General features: G+C 40.5%; 19 protein-coding genes. 12 read left to right on the plus strand and 7 right to left on the minus strand.

Features of this window, described 5'->3' with window-relative positions:
* Positions 1-66: 66 nt before the first annotated feature.
* From NSU11_RS15345 to NSU11_RS15360, 4 genes are all read left to right on the plus strand, one after another.
* Complete coding sequence (locus NSU11_RS15345; protein ID WP_024425936.1) at positions 67-1,602, plus strand: ABC transporter ATP-binding protein; 1,536 nt, start codon at positions 67-69, stop codon at positions 1,600-1,602.
* The gene (locus NSU11_RS15350) at positions 1,595-2,641 is read left to right on the plus strand and encodes an ABC transporter permease (protein ID WP_342493655.1); all 1,047 of its coding nucleotides are present in this window, start codon (positions 1,595-1,597) and stop codon (positions 2,639-2,641) included. Before NSU11_RS15345 ends, NSU11_RS15350 begins: the two co-directional genes overlap by 8 nt.
* Positions 2,642-3,601 (plus strand): ABC transporter permease, encoded by a 960-nt coding sequence (locus NSU11_RS15355; protein ID WP_024423311.1) that lies wholly within the window; start codon positions 2,642-2,644, stop codon positions 3,599-3,601.
* A 176-nt stretch (positions 3,602-3,777) separates the two neighbouring features.
* Positions 3,778-5,115, plus strand: coding sequence for a 2-hydroxycarboxylate transporter family protein (locus tag NSU11_RS15360; protein ID WP_024425937.1), 1,338 nt, complete (start codon positions 3,778-3,780; stop codon positions 5,113-5,115).
* A 74-nt stretch (positions 5,116-5,189) separates the two neighbouring features.
* Here NSU11_RS15360 and NSU11_RS15365 read toward each other — a convergent pair whose 3' ends face one another.
* Positions 5,190-5,399 (minus strand): hypothetical protein, encoded by a 210-nt coding sequence (locus NSU11_RS15365; RefSeq protein WP_024425938.1) that lies wholly within the window; start codon positions 5,397-5,399, stop codon positions 5,190-5,192.
* A 219-nt stretch (positions 5,400-5,618) separates the two neighbouring features.
* Between NSU11_RS15365 and NSU11_RS15370 the strand changes: the two genes are divergently transcribed.
* From NSU11_RS15370 to mnhG, 7 genes are read left to right on the plus strand one after another with little or no spacing between them, the layout of a single operon-like run.
* The gene (locus NSU11_RS15370) at positions 5,619-8,024 is read left to right on the plus strand and encodes a Na+/H+ antiporter subunit A (RefSeq protein ID WP_342493656.1); all 2,406 of its coding nucleotides are present in this window, start codon (positions 5,619-5,621) and stop codon (positions 8,022-8,024) included.
* The gene (locus tag NSU11_RS15375; RefSeq protein ID WP_024423315.1) at positions 8,021-8,452 is read left to right on the plus strand and encodes a Na(+)/H(+) antiporter subunit B; all 432 of its coding nucleotides are present in this window, start codon (positions 8,021-8,023) and stop codon (positions 8,450-8,452) included. The genes NSU11_RS15370 and NSU11_RS15375 overlap by 4 nt, the downstream gene beginning before the upstream one ends.
* Positions 8,452-8,793 carry a Na(+)/H(+) antiporter subunit C gene (locus NSU11_RS15380; protein ID WP_048237322.1) on the plus strand — a complete coding sequence of 114 codons (342 nt, stop codon included), beginning with the start codon at positions 8,452-8,454 and terminating at the stop codon, positions 8,791-8,793. The genes NSU11_RS15375 and NSU11_RS15380 overlap by 1 nt, the downstream gene beginning before the upstream one ends.
* Positions 8,786-10,264 (plus strand): Na+/H+ antiporter subunit D, encoded by a 1,479-nt coding sequence (locus NSU11_RS15385; RefSeq protein ID WP_024425940.1) that lies wholly within the window; start codon positions 8,786-8,788, stop codon positions 10,262-10,264. The genes NSU11_RS15380 and NSU11_RS15385 overlap by 8 nt, the downstream gene beginning before the upstream one ends.
* Positions 10,265-10,270: 6 nt before the next feature.
* Complete coding sequence (locus tag NSU11_RS15390) at positions 10,271-10,750, plus strand: Na+/H+ antiporter subunit E (protein ID WP_024425941.1); 480 nt, start codon at positions 10,271-10,273, stop codon at positions 10,748-10,750.
* Positions 10,750-11,031, plus strand: a complete 282-nt coding sequence (locus NSU11_RS15395; RefSeq protein WP_024425942.1) for a Na(+)/H(+) antiporter subunit F1 — start codon at positions 10,750-10,752, stop codon at positions 11,029-11,031. Before NSU11_RS15390 ends, NSU11_RS15395 begins: the two co-directional genes overlap by 1 nt.
* Positions 11,015-11,389 (plus strand): monovalent cation/H(+) antiporter subunit G, encoded by a 375-nt coding sequence (gene mnhG, locus NSU11_RS15400; RefSeq protein WP_024423320.1) that lies wholly within the window; start codon positions 11,015-11,017, stop codon positions 11,387-11,389. The genes NSU11_RS15395 and mnhG overlap by 17 nt, the downstream gene beginning before the upstream one ends.
* 92 nt (positions 11,390-11,481) lie before the next feature.
* Here the strand turns inward: mnhG and NSU11_RS15405 are convergent, their stop codons facing one another.
* From NSU11_RS15405 to degQ, 6 genes are all read right to left on the minus strand, one after another.
* Positions 11,482-11,871, minus strand: a complete 390-nt coding sequence (locus NSU11_RS15405) for a hotdog fold thioesterase (protein WP_024423321.1) — start codon at positions 11,869-11,871, stop codon at positions 11,482-11,484.
* Between the two features lie 23 nt (positions 11,872-11,894).
* On the minus strand, positions 11,895-12,536 hold the full coding sequence (locus NSU11_RS15410) for a response regulator transcription factor (RefSeq protein ID WP_024423322.1): 642 nt from the start codon (positions 12,534-12,536) through the stop codon (positions 11,895-11,897).
* Positions 12,537-12,616: 80 nt separating this feature from the next.
* Positions 12,617-14,929: an ATP-binding protein gene (locus tag NSU11_RS15415; protein ID WP_270127242.1), complete on the minus strand. Its 2,313-nt coding sequence runs from the start codon at positions 14,927-14,929 to the stop codon at positions 12,617-12,619.
* A 62-nt stretch (positions 14,930-14,991) separates the two neighbouring features.
* Complete coding sequence (gene comX / locus NSU11_RS15420; protein ID WP_080696376.1) at positions 14,992-15,159, minus strand: competence pheromone ComX; 168 nt, start codon at positions 15,157-15,159, stop codon at positions 14,992-14,994.
* Positions 15,156-16,070, minus strand: a complete 915-nt coding sequence (locus NSU11_RS15425) for a polyprenyl synthetase family protein (protein ID WP_025094184.1) — start codon at positions 16,068-16,070, stop codon at positions 15,156-15,158. The genes comX and NSU11_RS15425 overlap by 4 nt, the downstream gene beginning before the upstream one ends.
* Positions 16,071-16,221: 151 nt before the next feature.
* Positions 16,222-16,362, minus strand: coding sequence for a degradation enzyme regulation protein DegQ (gene degQ / locus NSU11_RS15430; protein WP_003213123.1), 141 nt, complete (start codon positions 16,360-16,362; stop codon positions 16,222-16,224).
* 505 nt (positions 16,363-16,867) lie between these two features.
* On the opposite strand from degQ, the gene NSU11_RS15435 reads away from it, so the two are divergent.
* Complete coding sequence (locus NSU11_RS15435) at positions 16,868-17,224, plus strand: hypothetical protein (protein WP_024425946.1); 357 nt, start codon at positions 16,868-16,870, stop codon at positions 17,222-17,224.
* The last annotated feature ends 19 nt before the right edge of the window (positions 17,225-17,243 follow it).

The following is a 17,243-nucleotide window of genomic DNA, read 5'->3' on the forward strand; positions in this document are numbered from 1 at the left end:
TTTTGCAGCTTTTCTTTTGCTAGTTTTTATCTTCATCAGCACCCTAAAAAAGGAGCGGTTAAACCTGTGGATTATGTCATTGAAATGTTGAATATACGCAAAGAATTCCCTGGCATTGTAGCAAACGACAACATTACGCTGCAGCTAAAAAAGGGCGAAATTCATGCGCTGCTTGGTGAAAACGGCGCTGGAAAATCAACGCTCATGAACGTGCTTTTCGGACTGTACCAGCCTGAAAAAGGTGAAATCAAGGTACACGGAAAACCTGTGACCATCTCTAGTCCAAATGATGCTAGTGATTTAGGCATCGGAATGGTGCATCAGCACTTTATGCTGGTCGATACCTTCACTGTCGCTGAAAACATCATTTTAGGTAAAGAGCCCAAGAAGTTTGGAAAGATTGACAAAGAACAAGCCATACAGCAAGTACAAGAGCTTTCTGACCGCTATGGTTTGAAAATAGATCCTGCCGCAAAAGTATCTGACATCTCTGTCGGCATGCAGCAGCGTGCAGAAATCTTAAAAACACTTTACCGCGGCGCTGACATTTTGATCTTCGACGAACCAACGGCCGTTTTAACACCTCAAGAAATCAAAGAACTCATACAAATTATGAAAAACTTAATCAATGAAGGAAAATCCATTATTTTAATCACCCATAAGCTGAAAGAAATTATGGATGCCTGTCATCGCGTGACCATTATCCGAAAAGGCCAAGGCATTCGTACACTTGATGTGGCAAGCACAAATAAAGATGAACTTGCAAGCCTCATGGTTGGTCGTGAAGTGTCATTTAAAACAGATAAAAAAGCTGCTTCTCCAGCTGAGGAAGTTCTTCAAATTCAAGACCTCACAGTAAAAGACGCCAGAGGAATTGAAGCGGTCAAACAGTTGAACCTCTCAGTGAAGGCTGGCGAAATTGTCGGAATTGCTGGGGTAGATGGCAATGGCCAGTCTGAATTAATTGAAGCCATTACCGGTCTAAAGAAATCAGAATCTGGCACAATCATGCTAAACGGGAAAGCCATTCAAAATCTCCCGCCTCGTAAAGTGACCGAATCTGGGATTGGACATATTCCTCAGGATCGTCATAAACATGGACTTGTACTCGATTTTTCAATTGGAGAAAACATTTCCTTACAAACGTATTATCAGCGTCCTTATTCAAAATTCGGCTTATTGAATATGAAAAATATTTATCAAAAAGCAAAACGAATCATTGCGGAATATGACGTCAGAACACCGAGTGAATATACAGAAGCGCGCGCTCTGTCAGGCGGTAACCAGCAAAAAGCCATTATCGGCCGTGAAGTTGACCGCAATCCTGATTTATTAATTGCCGCTCAGCCGACACGAGGACTTGATGTTGGTGCGATTGAATTTGTTCATAAACGTCTAATCGAGCAAAGAGACGCAGGCAAAGCCGTTTTGCTCATCTCCTTTGAGCTTGATGAAATTATCAATGTCAGTGATAAGATCGCTGTTATTTTCGAAGGCAGCATTGTCGCCATTGTTGATCCAAAAGAAACAACAGAGCAAGAGCTTGGTCTATTAATGGCTGGAAGTACGCAACAGGAAGTGGGGAAAGAAGCAAATGTCTAATCGCTTAACAAATCTGCTGATTCCGCTTATAGCCATTGTACTTGGTCTTTTGGTTGGGGCCATTATTATGCTGGCAAGCGGTTATAGTGTCACCGAAGGCTATAGCGCCCTTTGGAATGGCGTTTTCGGTGAAACTTATTATATGGGAGAAACCATCAGGCAAGTGACACCTTATATATTATCAGGTCTTGCTGTTGCCTTTGCATTTCGGACAGGCCTGTTTAATATCGGTGTAGAAGGTCAAATGCTTGTTGGCTGGGTAGCTGCTGTATGGATTGGAACAACTGTCCATGCACCTATGTATATTCATCTGCCGCTTGCACTCATCACCGCAGCTGCTGCAGGTGCTTTATGGGGCTTTATTCCTGGTTTTTTAAAAGCTCGTTTTTATGTGCATGAGGTCATCGTTACTATCATGATGAACTACATTGCCCTTCATGTCACAAACTATTTAATCTCAAATGTCTTAACAGATAATAAAGATAAAACAGATAAAATCGATGCCACTGCCTCGCTCCGCTCTGGATTTTTTGAGCAGATCACTGATTTTTCCCGAATGCATAACGGTATTTTTGTTGCCATTATTGCTGCGGTCGTGATGTGGATCATTATTCAAAAAACGTCTAAAGGGTTTGAATTACGAGCAGTTGGAATGAACCAGCAGGCATCACAGTATGCTGGTATGAACGTTCGCCGCAATATCATTTATGCGATGCTCATTTCAGGTGCTTTTGCAGGTCTTGCAGGCGCTATGGAAGGTCTTGGTACATTTGAATATGCCTCTATTAAAGGCTCGTTTACAGGCGTAGGTTTTGATGGAATTGCCGTCGCTTTATTAGGTGGAAATACGGCTGTTGGTGTTGTCCTTGCTGCATTATTGCTTGGTGGATTGAAGGTCGGTGCATTAAATATGCCGCTTGAATCAGGCGTACCGACTGAGGTTGTTGATATTGTCATTGCGATCATCATTCTTTTTGTCGCCTCAAGCTATATTATCCGTCTTGTGATTCAACAAATGAAGAAAAAGGGGGGAAAATAAGTGGGATTTCTGCAAATACTTGAAATCATCGTCCCAGCTACACTTGTTTATGCTGCACCACTTATTTTAACCGCTCTTGGAGGCGTCTTTTCAGAAAGATCAGGTGTTGTCAATATCGGTCTTGAAGGGTTGATGGTCGTCGGAGCATTTTCCAGTATTATCTTTAACTTATTTTTTGCTGATACGTTTGGAGCCTTGACCCCGTGGCTTGGGCTTCTCGTCGGAATGGCCGTTGGCGGATTGTTCTCACTGATTCATGCAGTGGCGACCATTACCTTCCGAGCTGATCAAACGGTCAGTGGTGTGGCGATTAACATGCTGGCACTTGGCGCTACATTGTTTGTCGTCAAACTGATTTATGGGAAAGCACAAACTGATAAAATTACAGAGCCTTTCTATAAAGGAGATATTCCCCTTTTAAGTGACATTCCGATCATTGGTGATATTTTCTTTAAAGATGTTTATTATACGTCTATACTCGCCTTAGCTCTTGCGGTTGTTGCTTGGTTTGTTTTATTTAAAATGCCGTTTGGTCTCCGTCTTCGTGCAGTCGGAGAGCATCCAATGGCAGCTGATACAATGGGTATCAAAGTGTACCGTATGCGTTACATCGCTGTTTTCATTAGTGGACTGTTTGGCGGTCTTGGCGGAGCTGTTTATGCCTCAACGATCGCGCTTGATTTCTCACATGCCACCATTACTGGACAAGGCTTCATCGCACTAGCTGCGCTTGTATTCGGTAAATGGCATCCATTTGGCGCAATGGGCGCTGCTTTATTCTTTGGATTTGCTCAAAGTTTAAGCATCATTGGCTCTCTCCTGCCGCTGTTCCAAGATATACCGAATGTGTATATGCTCATAGCACCATATGTGCTCACCATTTTAGCACTTACTGGCTTCATCGGACGTGCCGATGCACCGAAAGCACTTGGTACGCCTTATCTAAAAGGAAAACGATAAATACGATGTATGATCAATCCCCTGAAGGACAAACTACTTTCAGGGGATTTTTGTATGATAAAAAACTCAAAAACTCCTGTTTATTTTACTTTTATTACACTTATTTTAGTTTAATAAATAGATGAGTGTCACAGAATCTTCTACAATTGAGACAAATAGCATTTGGGGGTGTTTATGTGGCTAATGCACAACAATTGAAATCGATTACAGACGATTCTGACAATAATAAAAGCGTTTTCCGTAAGATCATGTCTTGGAAAATTGGTGTTATTGATCTACCTGTGTATTTAGTACTTGCAGCGATTATTTTAACTGCCGCTTATTTTAATAAAATTCCAGCAAATATGCTTGGTGGTTTCGCTGTTATTATGATTTTGGGGATTTTCCTTGGAGATGTAGGACAACGTATTCCAATCTTAAAAGATATTGGTGGACCGGCGATTCTTTCTTTATTCGTACCATCGTTCCTGGTCTTTTTTAATGTTCTGAATCCGAACTCATTGGAAGCGGTTACGTCTCTTATGAAAACGTCGAACTTCCTTTACTTCTATATCTCTGCTCTTGTAGTAGGTAGTATTCTAGGGATGCAGCGAACTGTTTTAGTACAAGGCCTTATTCGTATGTTTGTTCCTCTCGTTGCAGGTACAATTGCAGCTGTGAGTGCTGGTATCCTTGTTGGCCTTTTAGTTGGCTTCACACCGCATCATTCATTCTTCTTTATTATTGTACCGATTATTGCCGGTGGTGTTGGAGAAGGGATTCTGCCATTATCTATCGCTTATTCACAAATTCTTGATGTATCAGCAGAGTCATTAATTTCTCAATTAATTCCTGCGGCTGTCATCGGGAACGTCATTGCCATTATCTGTGCTGGCGCATTGAAGAAGCTTGGTGAAAAACGTCCAGAACTAAACGGGAATGGCCGTCTTGTGAAATCTAAAGAAGCAAACGAAATTTTCGAGCAGCCAGATTTGGATGCAAAAGTTGATTTCGGGTTAATGGGTGCTGGTGTACTCGTTGCTTGTACAACCTTCATCTTTGGTGGTTTGTTAGAAAGCTTTGTTCATATTCCAGGTCCAATCTTAATGATTGTTCTTGCCGCTTTAATCAAATACTTAAACGTGATGCCTCAGCATCTTCAAAACGGCTCACAGCAGTTCTACAAGTTTGTATCTAAAAGCTTTACATGGCCGCTGATGGTTGGTCTTGGTATTCTATACATTCCACTTGATGATGTAGCAACTGTCATCTCCATTCCATTCGTATGCGTATGTATCGCTGTTGTACTCGCAATGGTTGGTTCTGGTTACTTCGTTGGAAAACTAATGAACATGTATCCAGTAGAATCTGCTATTGTCACTGGCTGTCACAGCGGACTTGGCGGTACTGGCGACGTTGCGATTCTTTCAGCTTCTGGAAGAATGGGTCTTATGCCTTTCGCACAAGTATCTACACGACTTGGCGGAGCAGCAACTGTTATCTGTGCAACGATCTTACTCAGAGTGTTTAGTTAAACTGCCACACATAAAAAGCATGGGCTCTCACATGGGCCCATGCTTTTTTTATATTTCTTTTCTCCTATAGGATCTTATTCATCAGCTAATACAATTCGTAAATATTCCCTGGGCTGAAAAGGATACAGCTTGGTTTCTTGATAGCTCATGTGAAGAAGATGCTCAGAAAACAGCGGCCATTCACTCCCGGCCTGCCACCTTTTTTGATCATTTCGGTCAATCAAGAATGCTCCTCCTAAAATCGTGCAGAATAGGCTTAAGCTGATGACGATCTTTCGTTTCATTTGATCAGCTCCTTTAAGAAAAGCATGTACGAAAAACAAAACAATATACAATGAGTATCATTTTTGATAAAATTATTTTTGTGGTCAAAAGAACCTAAAACAAATACAGTTTGCTTGAAATCGTTTCAAACCAATGCACTATGGCTGTATTTACGCTATAATTTTAATTACCAGTTCTTTAGAACGTGAATTTATATTGATCAAAGGAGGTTCATTTTCTTGCAGCTTATTCACTTCGCCATCCTATCACCTTTTTTACTCGCTTTTGTTGTACCTTTCCTTTACAAATATGTGAAGCGTATACATACAGGATGGTTTGTTCTCATCTTGCCGATTCTTTTATTTACCTATTTCATCCAAATGTTACACATCACTTCGAATGGACGAACGCTTTTCTCACAGGCTGAATGGATTCCATCTTTAGGGATGAATTTCACTGTGTATGTCGATGGTCTCAGCCTGTTATTTGCTTTATTAATTACAGGTATCGGCTCACTAGTGGTGCTGTACAGTATTTTCTACTTATCAAAGGAAAAAGAACAGCTTGGCTCTTTCTACACGTATTTGCTCATGTTTATGACCGCGATGCTGGGTGTCGTTCTTTCTGACAACATGGTGGTTTTATACTTGTTTTGGGAGTTAACGAGTATCTCTTCCTTCCTCTTAATTGGGTATTGGTATAAGCGGGAGCGCTCTAGATATGGAGCAACGAAATCACTGCTTATTACTGTTTTTGGCGGATTAGCTATGCTTGGTGGCTTCATCCTCATTTACCTGATTACTGATTCATTCAGTATTCGTGAAGCAGTCAATCAGCTTCAGCTCATTATGGCATCACCTTACTTTATCCCTGCCATGATCCTAATCTTACTAGGTGCGTTTACGAAATCAGCGCAGTTCCCATTCTATATCTGGCTGCCTGATGCAATGGAAGCACCGACCCCTGTGAGCAGTTATCTGCATTCTGCTACGATGGTGAAAGCCGGTATTTATCTTGTTGCCCGCTTCAGTCCAATCTTTGCTATATCAGAGGTATGGTTCTGGACCATTTCCATCGTGGGACTTGTCACATTATTCTGGGGATCATTCCACGCCGTCCGGCAAAACGATTTGAAAGCCATTCTGGCCTATTCGACAGTGAGTCAGCTCGGCATGATTATGCTCATGCTTGGCGTCGGCGCAGCTGCGATTCATGAAAACAATCCTGCCTTTTTTGGCGCAGCCGTTCTTGCAGCTATTTTTCACCTCATTAACCATGCTACGTTTAAAGGCAGTCTCTTTATGGCAGCTGGTATTATCGATCATGAAACAGGAACTCGTGACATTCGGAAATTAGGCGGATTAATGACGATCATGCCGATTACCTTCACAATTACGTTAATCGGTACATTTTCAATGGCCGGATTACCGCCATTTAACGGTTTCTTAAGTAAAGAGCTATTTTTCACAAGTATGATACGGATTTCTGATATCAGCTTTACGGACGTTTCAACATGGGGTGCCATCTTCCCAGCACTCGCTTGGCTCGCTAGTGTCTTTACGTTCATTTATAGTATGATGCTCCTCTTTAAGACTTTTAGAGGCCGTCTGAATATAGACCAATTGGAGAAAAAACCGCATGAAGCACCGATCGGCATGCTCATTCCGCCCATCATTCTAGCTGCACTTGTGGTCACCTTCTTCTTTTTCCCTAATATTCTTGCCTATTCTGTCATTGAACCTGCAATTGCGGCGATCATTCCTGAAGCGATTGAAACAGGAAGCCGTTTTTCTGTGAAAATTGAAGCATGGCATGGCTTCCAGCCAGAACTCTATATGACAATAGGTGTTGTTGTACTCGGCACAATCGGCTACTTGACGCTTTCAAAATGGCGTCCAATGTACAACATCTTTAAGGAAAAGTGGTCATTTAACGCTTTATACGACCGCTCTCTTATCGGTTTAGAAAAAGGTTCATACCGCCTGACAAACAGTTATATGACTGGTTTTCTTCGTGACTATCTTGTCTATGTGTTTGGGTTCATGATTATCGTTATTGGCGGCGTGATGTTTTATCAGCAGGCCTTTTCATTTCAAACTGATCAGGCTGCCTCAATTGGCACGTATGAGGTGATTCTTTCACTTGTGATGGTGGCGGCGACGATTGCCACAGTATTCGCAAGTTCACGATTAACAGCTATTATTGCACTAGGTGTCATGGGCTACACGCTGTCATTATTCTTCGTGATTTTCAGAGCACCTGACCTTGCGCTGACGCAGCTGATTATTGAAACGATTTCTGTCGCACTGTTTTTGCTTTGCTTCTATCATTTGCCGAAGCTGAGCTTAAAGCAAAAAACAAGAAGATTCAAAATGACCAATTTCATCATTTCATTAGGCGTTGGGGTTGTTGTCACTTGTCTAGCTCTCGCTTCCACAAGTCAGCAGTCACTTGACACCATCTCAACTTACTTTATTGAAAACAGCTACAAACTTGCTGGCGGTGACAATATTGTCAATGTCATTCTAGTAGATTTCAGGGGCTTTGATACCCTTTTTGAAATTACCGTGCTCGCCATTGCGGCACTTGGTATTTATGGGTTATTAAAAACACAAGCAAAACGGAAGAGAGGTGTGCGGCGATGAGAAAGATTGATACGAATGATATGCTTTTGCAAGTCACAACAAAAATCACAGCATTCATCATCTTGCTTTTCTCCCTTCACCTATTTCTTGCGGGACATAACAATCCTGGCGGCGGATTCATTGGCGGCCTGATGAGTGCTGCGGCTGTCGTTCTTCTGCTTTTAGCCTATGATCTGAAGACAGTAAGACGCATTTTGCCATTTGACTTTATTTATGTAACTGGAGCCGGTTTGCTCGTTGCGATCCTGACAGGTATGGGATCCTTTCTATTCGGTGCACCTTTTCTATCCCATGCATTTGATTATTTCCAATTACCGTTTTTAGGGAAAACAGAACTGGCGACAGCTGTCCTGTTTGATATCGGTGTGTATTTGGTTGTTGTCGGTGTCACCATGACCATTATTCAAATGATTGGAGAGAAGGAATAATGGAATTTCTAATGTCTATTATCGTCGGAATTATTTTTATGGCGGCGACCTATTTGATGCTGTCAAAGAGCCTTCTGCGGGTCATCGTCGGTACTGCTGTTTTGAGCCACGGCGTCCACTTGCTTCTTTTAACAATGGGCGGTTTAAAAAAAGGAGCGCCTCCCGTTCTAAAAGAGGGGATCACATCCTATGTGGATCCATTGCCACAAGCATTAATTTTAACAGCCATTGTCATTGCTTTTGGTGTGACATCCTTATTACTTGTCATGGCCTTCCGTGCCTTCCAAGAGCTGCGAACAGATGACATGGATCAAATGAGAGGAAATGATCAGCATGAATAATCTCGTGATCCTGCCTATATTAATTCCATTACTAGCTGCTACACTATTGATCTTTATGAATAAAAACATCATGCTGTCAAGAGTCTTTAGTGTCTTGGCATCTCTTTCAGCCATTATATGTAATGCATATTTGGTTCAAACGATTTTCACAAATGGGATACAAACCCTTTATTTGGGCGGCTGGAAAGCGCCATTTGGGATTGCCCTTGTGGCCGATCAATTTGCTGCACTCCTTGTGCTGACCGCTTCCGTTGTCGGGCTTGTGACAGTCCTCTTCTCCTTTCAAACGATTGGGAAAGAAAGAGAGCGGCTCTTCTATTATTCTGGCGTACAGTTTTTGTTAGCTGGCGTGAGCGGAGCCTTTTTAACGGGAGATATTTTCAACCTGTTTGTATTCTTTGAATTACTGCTGATGGCATCTTATATGCTTATTGTATTAGGCGGATCAAAGCCTCAGCTTCGTGAATCACTCAAATATATTGTGTTTAATATCATCTCGTCGGCCTTATTTATTGTTGGAGTCGCCTGTTTATATGCAGTGACGGGTACGCTCAATATGGCTGATTTAAGTGTGAAAATAGCTGAATCAGGGCAAACAGGATTAATCACTGTTATTTCCATCCTGTTCCTCATTGTATTCGGCTTAAAAGCTGGGATCTTCCCGCTTTATTTCTGGCTGCCAGGATCGTATCATGCGCCGCCAGCAGCGATTTCAGCTCTATTTGGGGCTTTGCTGACAAAGGTTGGCTTATATGCGATTGCAAGAGTCTTTACATTAATTTTTATACACGATACAGGCTTCACCCATACACTCATGGCGTGGCTTGCCGCACTGACGGTGATATTCGGTGTGATAGGCTCGATCGCCTATTCTGATGTGCAGAAGATCGTGATTTATAACATTGTCACAGCTGTTGGGGTCATTTTGTTTGGATTTGCAGCCAACACACCTGCATCACTCCAAGGGGCCATTTATTATCTCATTCACGACATGGTGATCAAAGGGGCTTTATTTATGCTGGCAGGTGCCCTCTTTGTGTATGCTGGTACAAATCAACTGAAAAAAATGGGCGGACTGATTCAATCCCAGCCCCTATTAGGATGGATGTTTTTCATATCGGCTTTATCGCTTGCAGGAATTCCGCCGCTAAGTGGCTTTGTTGGAAAACTAAAAATTGTGGAAGGTGGATTTTCTGCTGGACACATGACGTTTTCTATCCTGGTCTTACTGTCCAGTCTTCTTGTCCTCTACTCTATTATGAAGATTTTCATGTCCGCATTTTGGGGCGAGGAACAGGATATGCGAAGAAGAAAGCCGTCAATTAAAGGAATGGTGTACCCTGGCGTACTGCTTGTCGTCTTATCGCTTGCCATTGGGTTAGGGACAGAGTTCATTGCCCCTTATATCAATCAAGCAGCGGAAATGCTCTCTACACCAGAAAAATATATTCAAGCTGTGCTGAAGGAGTAGATGAACATGGCCTTTCAAATATTACTAAACGCACTCCTCGCCTTTACATGGATGTTTATGAATGATACATACAGAGCCGCAGACTTTGTATCAGGTTTTGCATTAGGGATGATCGCCATTTTCATGCTGCGTCGATTTTTCCCGCAGCGTTTTTACGGCTATGCCCTTTATGCGATTTTCAAGCTGATCATCATTTTTATTCGCGAGCTGCTTCTTGCCAATTTAAGTGTATTAAAGACCGTATTATCTCCAAAGCTCACGATTAAGCCCGGTATTTTCGCCTTTCGTACGGACTTGAAAACAGATTGGGAAATCACCATACTGGCAAATATGATTACATTGACACCAGGTACACTAGTGATTGATATTTCCGATGATCGGTCCATTTTATACATTCATGCGATGGATATTGAAGATGCTGAAAAAGCCATTCACGATATCCGGGTTTCATTTGAAAAAGCGATTCAGGAGGTGAGCGGTAAGTAATGGAACTCATTTTGCAAATGTCACTTGGCATTCTGGCACTGTCTACTTTGCTTTTTGTGATACGAGTGATCAAAGGTCCCTCTATTCCTGATCGTGTAAGTGCACTTGATGCGATAGGAATCAATTTAATTGGGATGACAGCCATCGTTTCAATTTTACTGAAAACCACTGCATTCTTTGAGATTATTTTACTGCTCGGCATCCTTGCCTTTATCGGTACTGTCGCTTTTTCCAAATTCCTTGAGAAAGGGGAAGTGATTGAAAATGATCGTCATCGCTAAAGCCATCGTGATTTTCTTTATCCTGCTAGGCGCTATCCTCTGTTTGATTTCAGCCATTGGTGTCCTTCGCCTGCCGGATGTTTACACCCGTATGCATGCTGCATCAAAAGCATCGACCCTTGGCGTTGTTCTGATTTTAGTAGGTGTGTTTTTTCACGAATGGTTTCTTGCAGGCGTTATTTCTGCAAAAATCCTTCTCGGCATCGTATTTATCTTCCTGACAGCACCAGTCGGCGCACACTTAATCGGAAGAGCCGCCTACAATACTGGTGTTAAGCTCGACAAACGCAGCGTTCAAGATGATTATGGCGGTTTCCGTAACTTTGTGATTAAGCGAAAAGAAGATTCTTATTTATAAAAAGCAAAAAAGAATGGCCTGCCATGTTGGGCCATTCTTTTTTTACCGCACAACAGCATACAAAAAAAGCTTCCGCTGCACCGGGAGCTTTTTTATATGCGATCAATGACAGCAAGTGTGCATCTTGACGTACAGATGTGCCGGTCTCGATCATCTTTTATATCGATTTGAAATACCATTGTACGACGTCCTACATGCACAGGAACAGCTGTCGCTGTCACCACTCCATCGCGTACAGATTTTAAATGATTGGCATTGATTTCAATACCTGAGCAAACTTGCTGCGTTAAGTCTAAATGAGCCGCAGCCCCCATACTCGCCACTGTTTCTGCTAGAGCAGCAGATGCTCCTCCGTGCAGCAGTCCAAATGGCTGTTTTGTTCTGTGATCGACTGGCATTGTTGCAACGCATCGTGATTTATTGCACTCTACAATTTCAATGCCTAGTGCCTCAAGCAGTGTATTTGATCCGCTCACATCCATTAAGGGCCTCTCCCTTCACACGTTTACAGCACACTTTCAGACTTGGCAATTAACACCGCTTCTGTACGAGATCCAACATTCAGCTTATTAAAGATGGATGTCAAACTGTACTCAATTGACCGTTTGCTCAAATGAAGCACATCGGCAATCTCCTGGTTCGTGTATCCTTTTTCTACTTCTCTAAGGATCAAACACTCCCGTTCGGTTAAGAGATCGTGATCAGTCTGCTGCGCCTGTTCTGGCTTTTCTTGCTGCTGTGAAATTAATTTCTTTAAATAGGACAGCTGAATGACAACTTCCCCTTGCAATGTCCGGTGTATGTACTCAATAATTTTGTCTTTCGTCTCTGTTTTGCTAATTGCACCGTGTAATCCAGCCCGAATAGCCTCTTCAAAATAATCATCTACTTCATACCCTGTATAAATGATAATTTTCACTTGATGGTTGGTTTCTAAAATTTGTTTCGCAATGTCCATTCCATTGATATCCCCGAGATTTAAATCCATTAAAATCACATCATAGATGGAAAAGTCATGCGTCTTTAAAAAGGCGGCTTCTGCATCAGGACTTAAACAATCGACTGATAGCTGCTGGTCTGATTCTAATATGCTTTTTGTCCCTTCCATGACAGCCGGATGATCATCAATGACCAATATCTTCTTCATGTCTTCCTCCCTTTAAATCACTCACTTCCATTTTATATAAAAGACTTGGCTGATGCCAAGTCTTAATCCTTAATAAATCGTTACAATTCCATTTCAATTTTCACCTTAAGCCCTTTTTCCGGGGCTGTGTGAATTTGAAGCTTTCCATTTAACGCTTTCACTCGTTCTCTAATTCCCGATAGCCCCATGCTCATTGTGTGCTGATCAAGATGACTTGCATCAAAACCGACTCCATCATCCTCATAGTGAAGAACAACCTGATCTTTAATACAAATCAGCATCACTAACACTTGAGTGGCTTTTGAATGCTTCAGGGCATTGGATAACAGTTCCTGAACAATTCGGTAAATATTCAGCTGTGAATCAATATCAATGTCCAATTCTTTATCAAAGCGTGTCGTATTCAGCCTAATATGAAACGGCGCTTCCTCCTGAATTTGAGAAGTCAGCTTCGATATCGCCTTTACTAACCCTAAATCATACAGCAGCTGCGGCCGAAGCTCATGACACGTTTCTCTCGTCGTTTGAATCACTTTGGACATTTGATCATTCCATGAGATAAGCGAATTTTCAATAGATGTCGGGCATTGGTTGTTTTGGAAATTCGTTAAAAACATCTCCGACTGCCTTTTTAGTGATATCAAGTCCTGCAGTACGGAATCATGAAGATCCCTCGCTAAATCTGAGCGCTGCTTTTCTTCCATGGCAAACATGATTTTCTTCAGCCAGGCAGGATTGGCCTCGCGCTGTTTCAAATCGTCAAGATGCTCCATCAATTCTTCGATTTTAACGACATTTTCTAAACTGACACTTGTATAAAAAGCTAATGTTTTCAGCCAAGAAATCTCATCACGTGACAATTTCGGTGTCCGTAAATTAGATAAACAGCAAATCACAAAAGAGTGACCGCCCCGCTCACCAATTTTCATCATGAATCCTTTATCAAGCGCAATGATTTTTCCAACTTCACCTAATAATTCTTGAAATTGGTCTACATACTTTTTCCATAGCTTACTGTCCTCTGTCGTTTCATCAATCTCTTCAACCTGTCCATCTGCCTTCACTTCAAGCACAAAGGCTTTGTTCACAACAAGTACTTCTAAAATGGTGTATTTTAAATGATAGAACACTTGGTGAAGTGATGACGCCTCACGAATGAGCTGCGTGAATTTAAACACGCTATCTTGATAATTATGCTTCTCTGAAAAACGCTTCAATCGAAAACGGAAATCTAGAATTTCTTTGAAATAAAAAACAGCCAGCATGAGAGTATAAGTGATTAATGCGAGCTTCAGTGTGTACTTCAAATCTTCTGGTTTTTGCAGAATGTAAAACGTGACTACAACGAAAATGGTTGGTGTAATGGCTAGAAAGCCATAGTATCTCAGTCTACTAATTAGAAAATCCATATTGTAAAGTTTGTTCGTCATAAATTGGTACACGAGTGAAAAAGGAATTAACAAAACGATAGACGTCAGGATAAAAGGATTAATCAAATACTTATCAAAAAATACATAGGGAATAACGAAAAATAAAATAAATGGACTGAACGACAAAACATTTATAATAGCAAAAAACTTTAAAACTGAACCATGTGCTGTTTTTTTATATCTCTTCATGCCTCTGACTATTAAATAAAGTGCTACTAAAACTGTTCCGAAAAAAAACAGCAAACTGATGCTTGGAACATATTTTCTCAATTCAGATGACACCGAAACTCCACTATGTACTGCAAGATTAAAAATAGGTATCAAGTATAAGCATCTGATTAGTTTTGGGTTCGTTAAGTGCACATCAAATTCTTTGAAGTATTGATAGATAAAATGAATATATAAGATGGATACACTCGATAAACACAATAAGAGAACATAATGGCTAAATCTATCACCAATTCCTGAAGTACCTGCACTCAGATATCCAACACAAATTGACAATAAGAATAAAATTAATAAAAATGCAGATTTTCGTTGTGGCTCTTTGTTGATTTTAATAATAAAAAAGATACAGAATAAGCATATTGAATATAGAAGAAGAGGGATTAAATAGATAAATAAGCTTTCTCGACCAATCAATGTTTTATTTTTAAGTGATATAATTTGGTTTCCTCTTTGGATATCAATTCTTTGTACATTTCTAAGCTTACCATTAATCATATGATCTTGAATTAAATTAGATTGTCCGTTTATTTTTAAAATAATATCTCCTTCTTTTAACCCTGACGAATAAGCTAAAGAAAGATATTCAACGTCAACAACTTCCGTTTGACCATTTTCATTCTTTTCTACACGTGCACCATTAAAAATATCAAATACATAGATATATGAAATATAGATCACAAATAAAAAAGACAAAAAAACAAGAAATGTGGACAATTTTGTATAGGTAAGCTTCATGTTTAAAACATCCTTAAGAAAAGATCATTAAATAATCATACAAGTTGGATCTTAAAATTAAATTAATACTCCCAGATGTATTTCGCACTCATGTATCCTTTTTCTACACCTTTTATAATGGCTGCGGTTGTTTGTGCATCTGCATGAATTAAACTTGCATTTCCAGATTTCAATTCATCGATCACAACTGGGTTCTTCATTAGATGTGCAATGATATTTTGAATGTTCAATCATTGCCCTCCTTTGTCATAAATGCACATAATTGTTCCTTCTTCTTCCCCGGTAAATCAAGTTGTTCAATTCCTTGCTTCATTTTTAACAGCATAATCTCTCTCATCGATACCATGTACTGAGTCAAACCAGCTTCAAGTAACTTCTGCTTCAGTTGAAACGGCTTTTGCTCTGACTCAACCAGCCGGTTAGAAAAGAAGGAAAGAAGCTCTTGACTGGCGTCGTTAAAACGTCTTTGTAAATAACTGAATGCCAGCGTTTGTTTTTTTTGAAAATCTCCGTTTGATTTTGAAAATAACGCAAAAAAATCGTTACTGATCTGTTCAGCAACACCATAATATATCGAATAAGATTCCACAGTGGCGTTTATTTTTCCTGTCGCTAAATAAACACTCAATACGCTAGAAATAGCTGTTAAAGATCCTGATTTTTTCTTTAAAACCTCTACACACTCTTCTTCTGTTCGATGCAAATGACGCAAATCCTCGTGCTGCCCTTCCATTGACATTTTAATGAAATGGAACAGTTTCTCTAATAGTTGAGAATTATTTTCACATATTAATGCGATGAATTGGATACTCACCGTATATAAATACGTAGAAGCATTGATGGCCACTCCTTGGTCGACGTTCATCCAAGGATACGAATCATTGTCCTGATCTTCAATATCATCTAATATATCGGCAGATAAAATGAGAAGTTCAATCCCTGCTGCCAGTTTTGTAATCGCTTGCTTGTCTTGTCCGCCAAATGCCTCATAATGCTGGTAAGCCAATTGACCAAGAGGAAATTCTTTTTTTCTATCTGTAAATTCCAGAAGCAGCTTTTGTAAATCATTCTGCCTGACTGCATGTTGAATAAAATCAGACATATTCTGCTTGATTTTTGTATTCTCTAGATAGTTTAGCATACTCGATCTTGTACCTCACCCTTTCGTCTTTTATTTTACTAAAAAGACATGAGCAAATGTCCACTGACATCACTATTTAACAATTATATAATAATATATCCTTTTTTTGTATGTATTTGGATAAAAAAAAGACTTGAGGATTATCAAGTCTTTAAGAAATTTTCACATATTCATATTTGTCGTATTGATCAATGCTTTTGTTAATGTTATGAAGAGAAGCCGTTGTTTCTCTGATTTCGTTTTCAAGTTTCCATAATAATTGTTTAAGTTCTTCGATTTCATACTTTTCCATCGATTCCACTCTCCTTTTTTGGAAGATCAATGTATTTGTGTATGGTGATTGGGTCATAAGTATTTGATCTGTTACTAACAGTGTAAATGTAATTGAGTATTTTTTCACCGAAAAGTATGCACAAAACGTGTGCGTGATACCGCAAAATTCAATAGGTCTTTTTTCATCATTTTCTGACTTTTCAAATCATACTTTTATCTCAATTTCAAAGGAATTGCGTCATTTTTGCGACAGGAATAGGCATCATTCGTCACACTTCTCTCCCGATAGAACGTACGATCCCCTCTGTATCTTCGGTTTTGCGTGTCATAGGCCAGACGACAGACGCTATTGTGGACACCGCAATTTTTTGGCGACATTCACCGAAATTGACCGCAAAAGTACCTATTTTTATGCTGGAATTACAAAGATAGAAAGATCATTTTGATTCTTTATTCTGATTTTCTACATACATTTAGAACAGATATCCGTCCAATTTCACGTCAATGAGAGAAGAGGTGACCATGTGTTTTACTATGTTCCTTATCCTGCTTTGCAGGTTCCCGCAATGAGCCACGCATACCCGCCGCGCACGCCAATGACTTTTCCTCCAGTAGATGCCCACTCATTTCAACGAGCCGCAAAGGAATCGGCCCGTCTCGTTGCTGATGCTTCACTCATCACGCAGCAAATTTCAAGCTCCCTTCCGTTTGCGCAGCGCATCATGGAGGCTGCTGAGCGCTCTGATTCCACAAGTGTGAGCCGAATGCTGAAGCAAATTGGTGTGAAAAGCGGCATTGATATCCGCTTTAGTCCAGAAGGCATTCGAATCTACTTGTCTCTTGCCTCCAGCAGACTTTTTCTTCTTTTAAAGTGGGCATGACAAAGAAAAAGCCGCTCTC

This window comes from Bacillus sp. FSL R5-0712 (assembly GCF_038593285.1).
GTDB lineage: Bacteria > Bacillota > Bacilli > Bacillales > Bacillaceae > Bacillus > Bacillus safensis.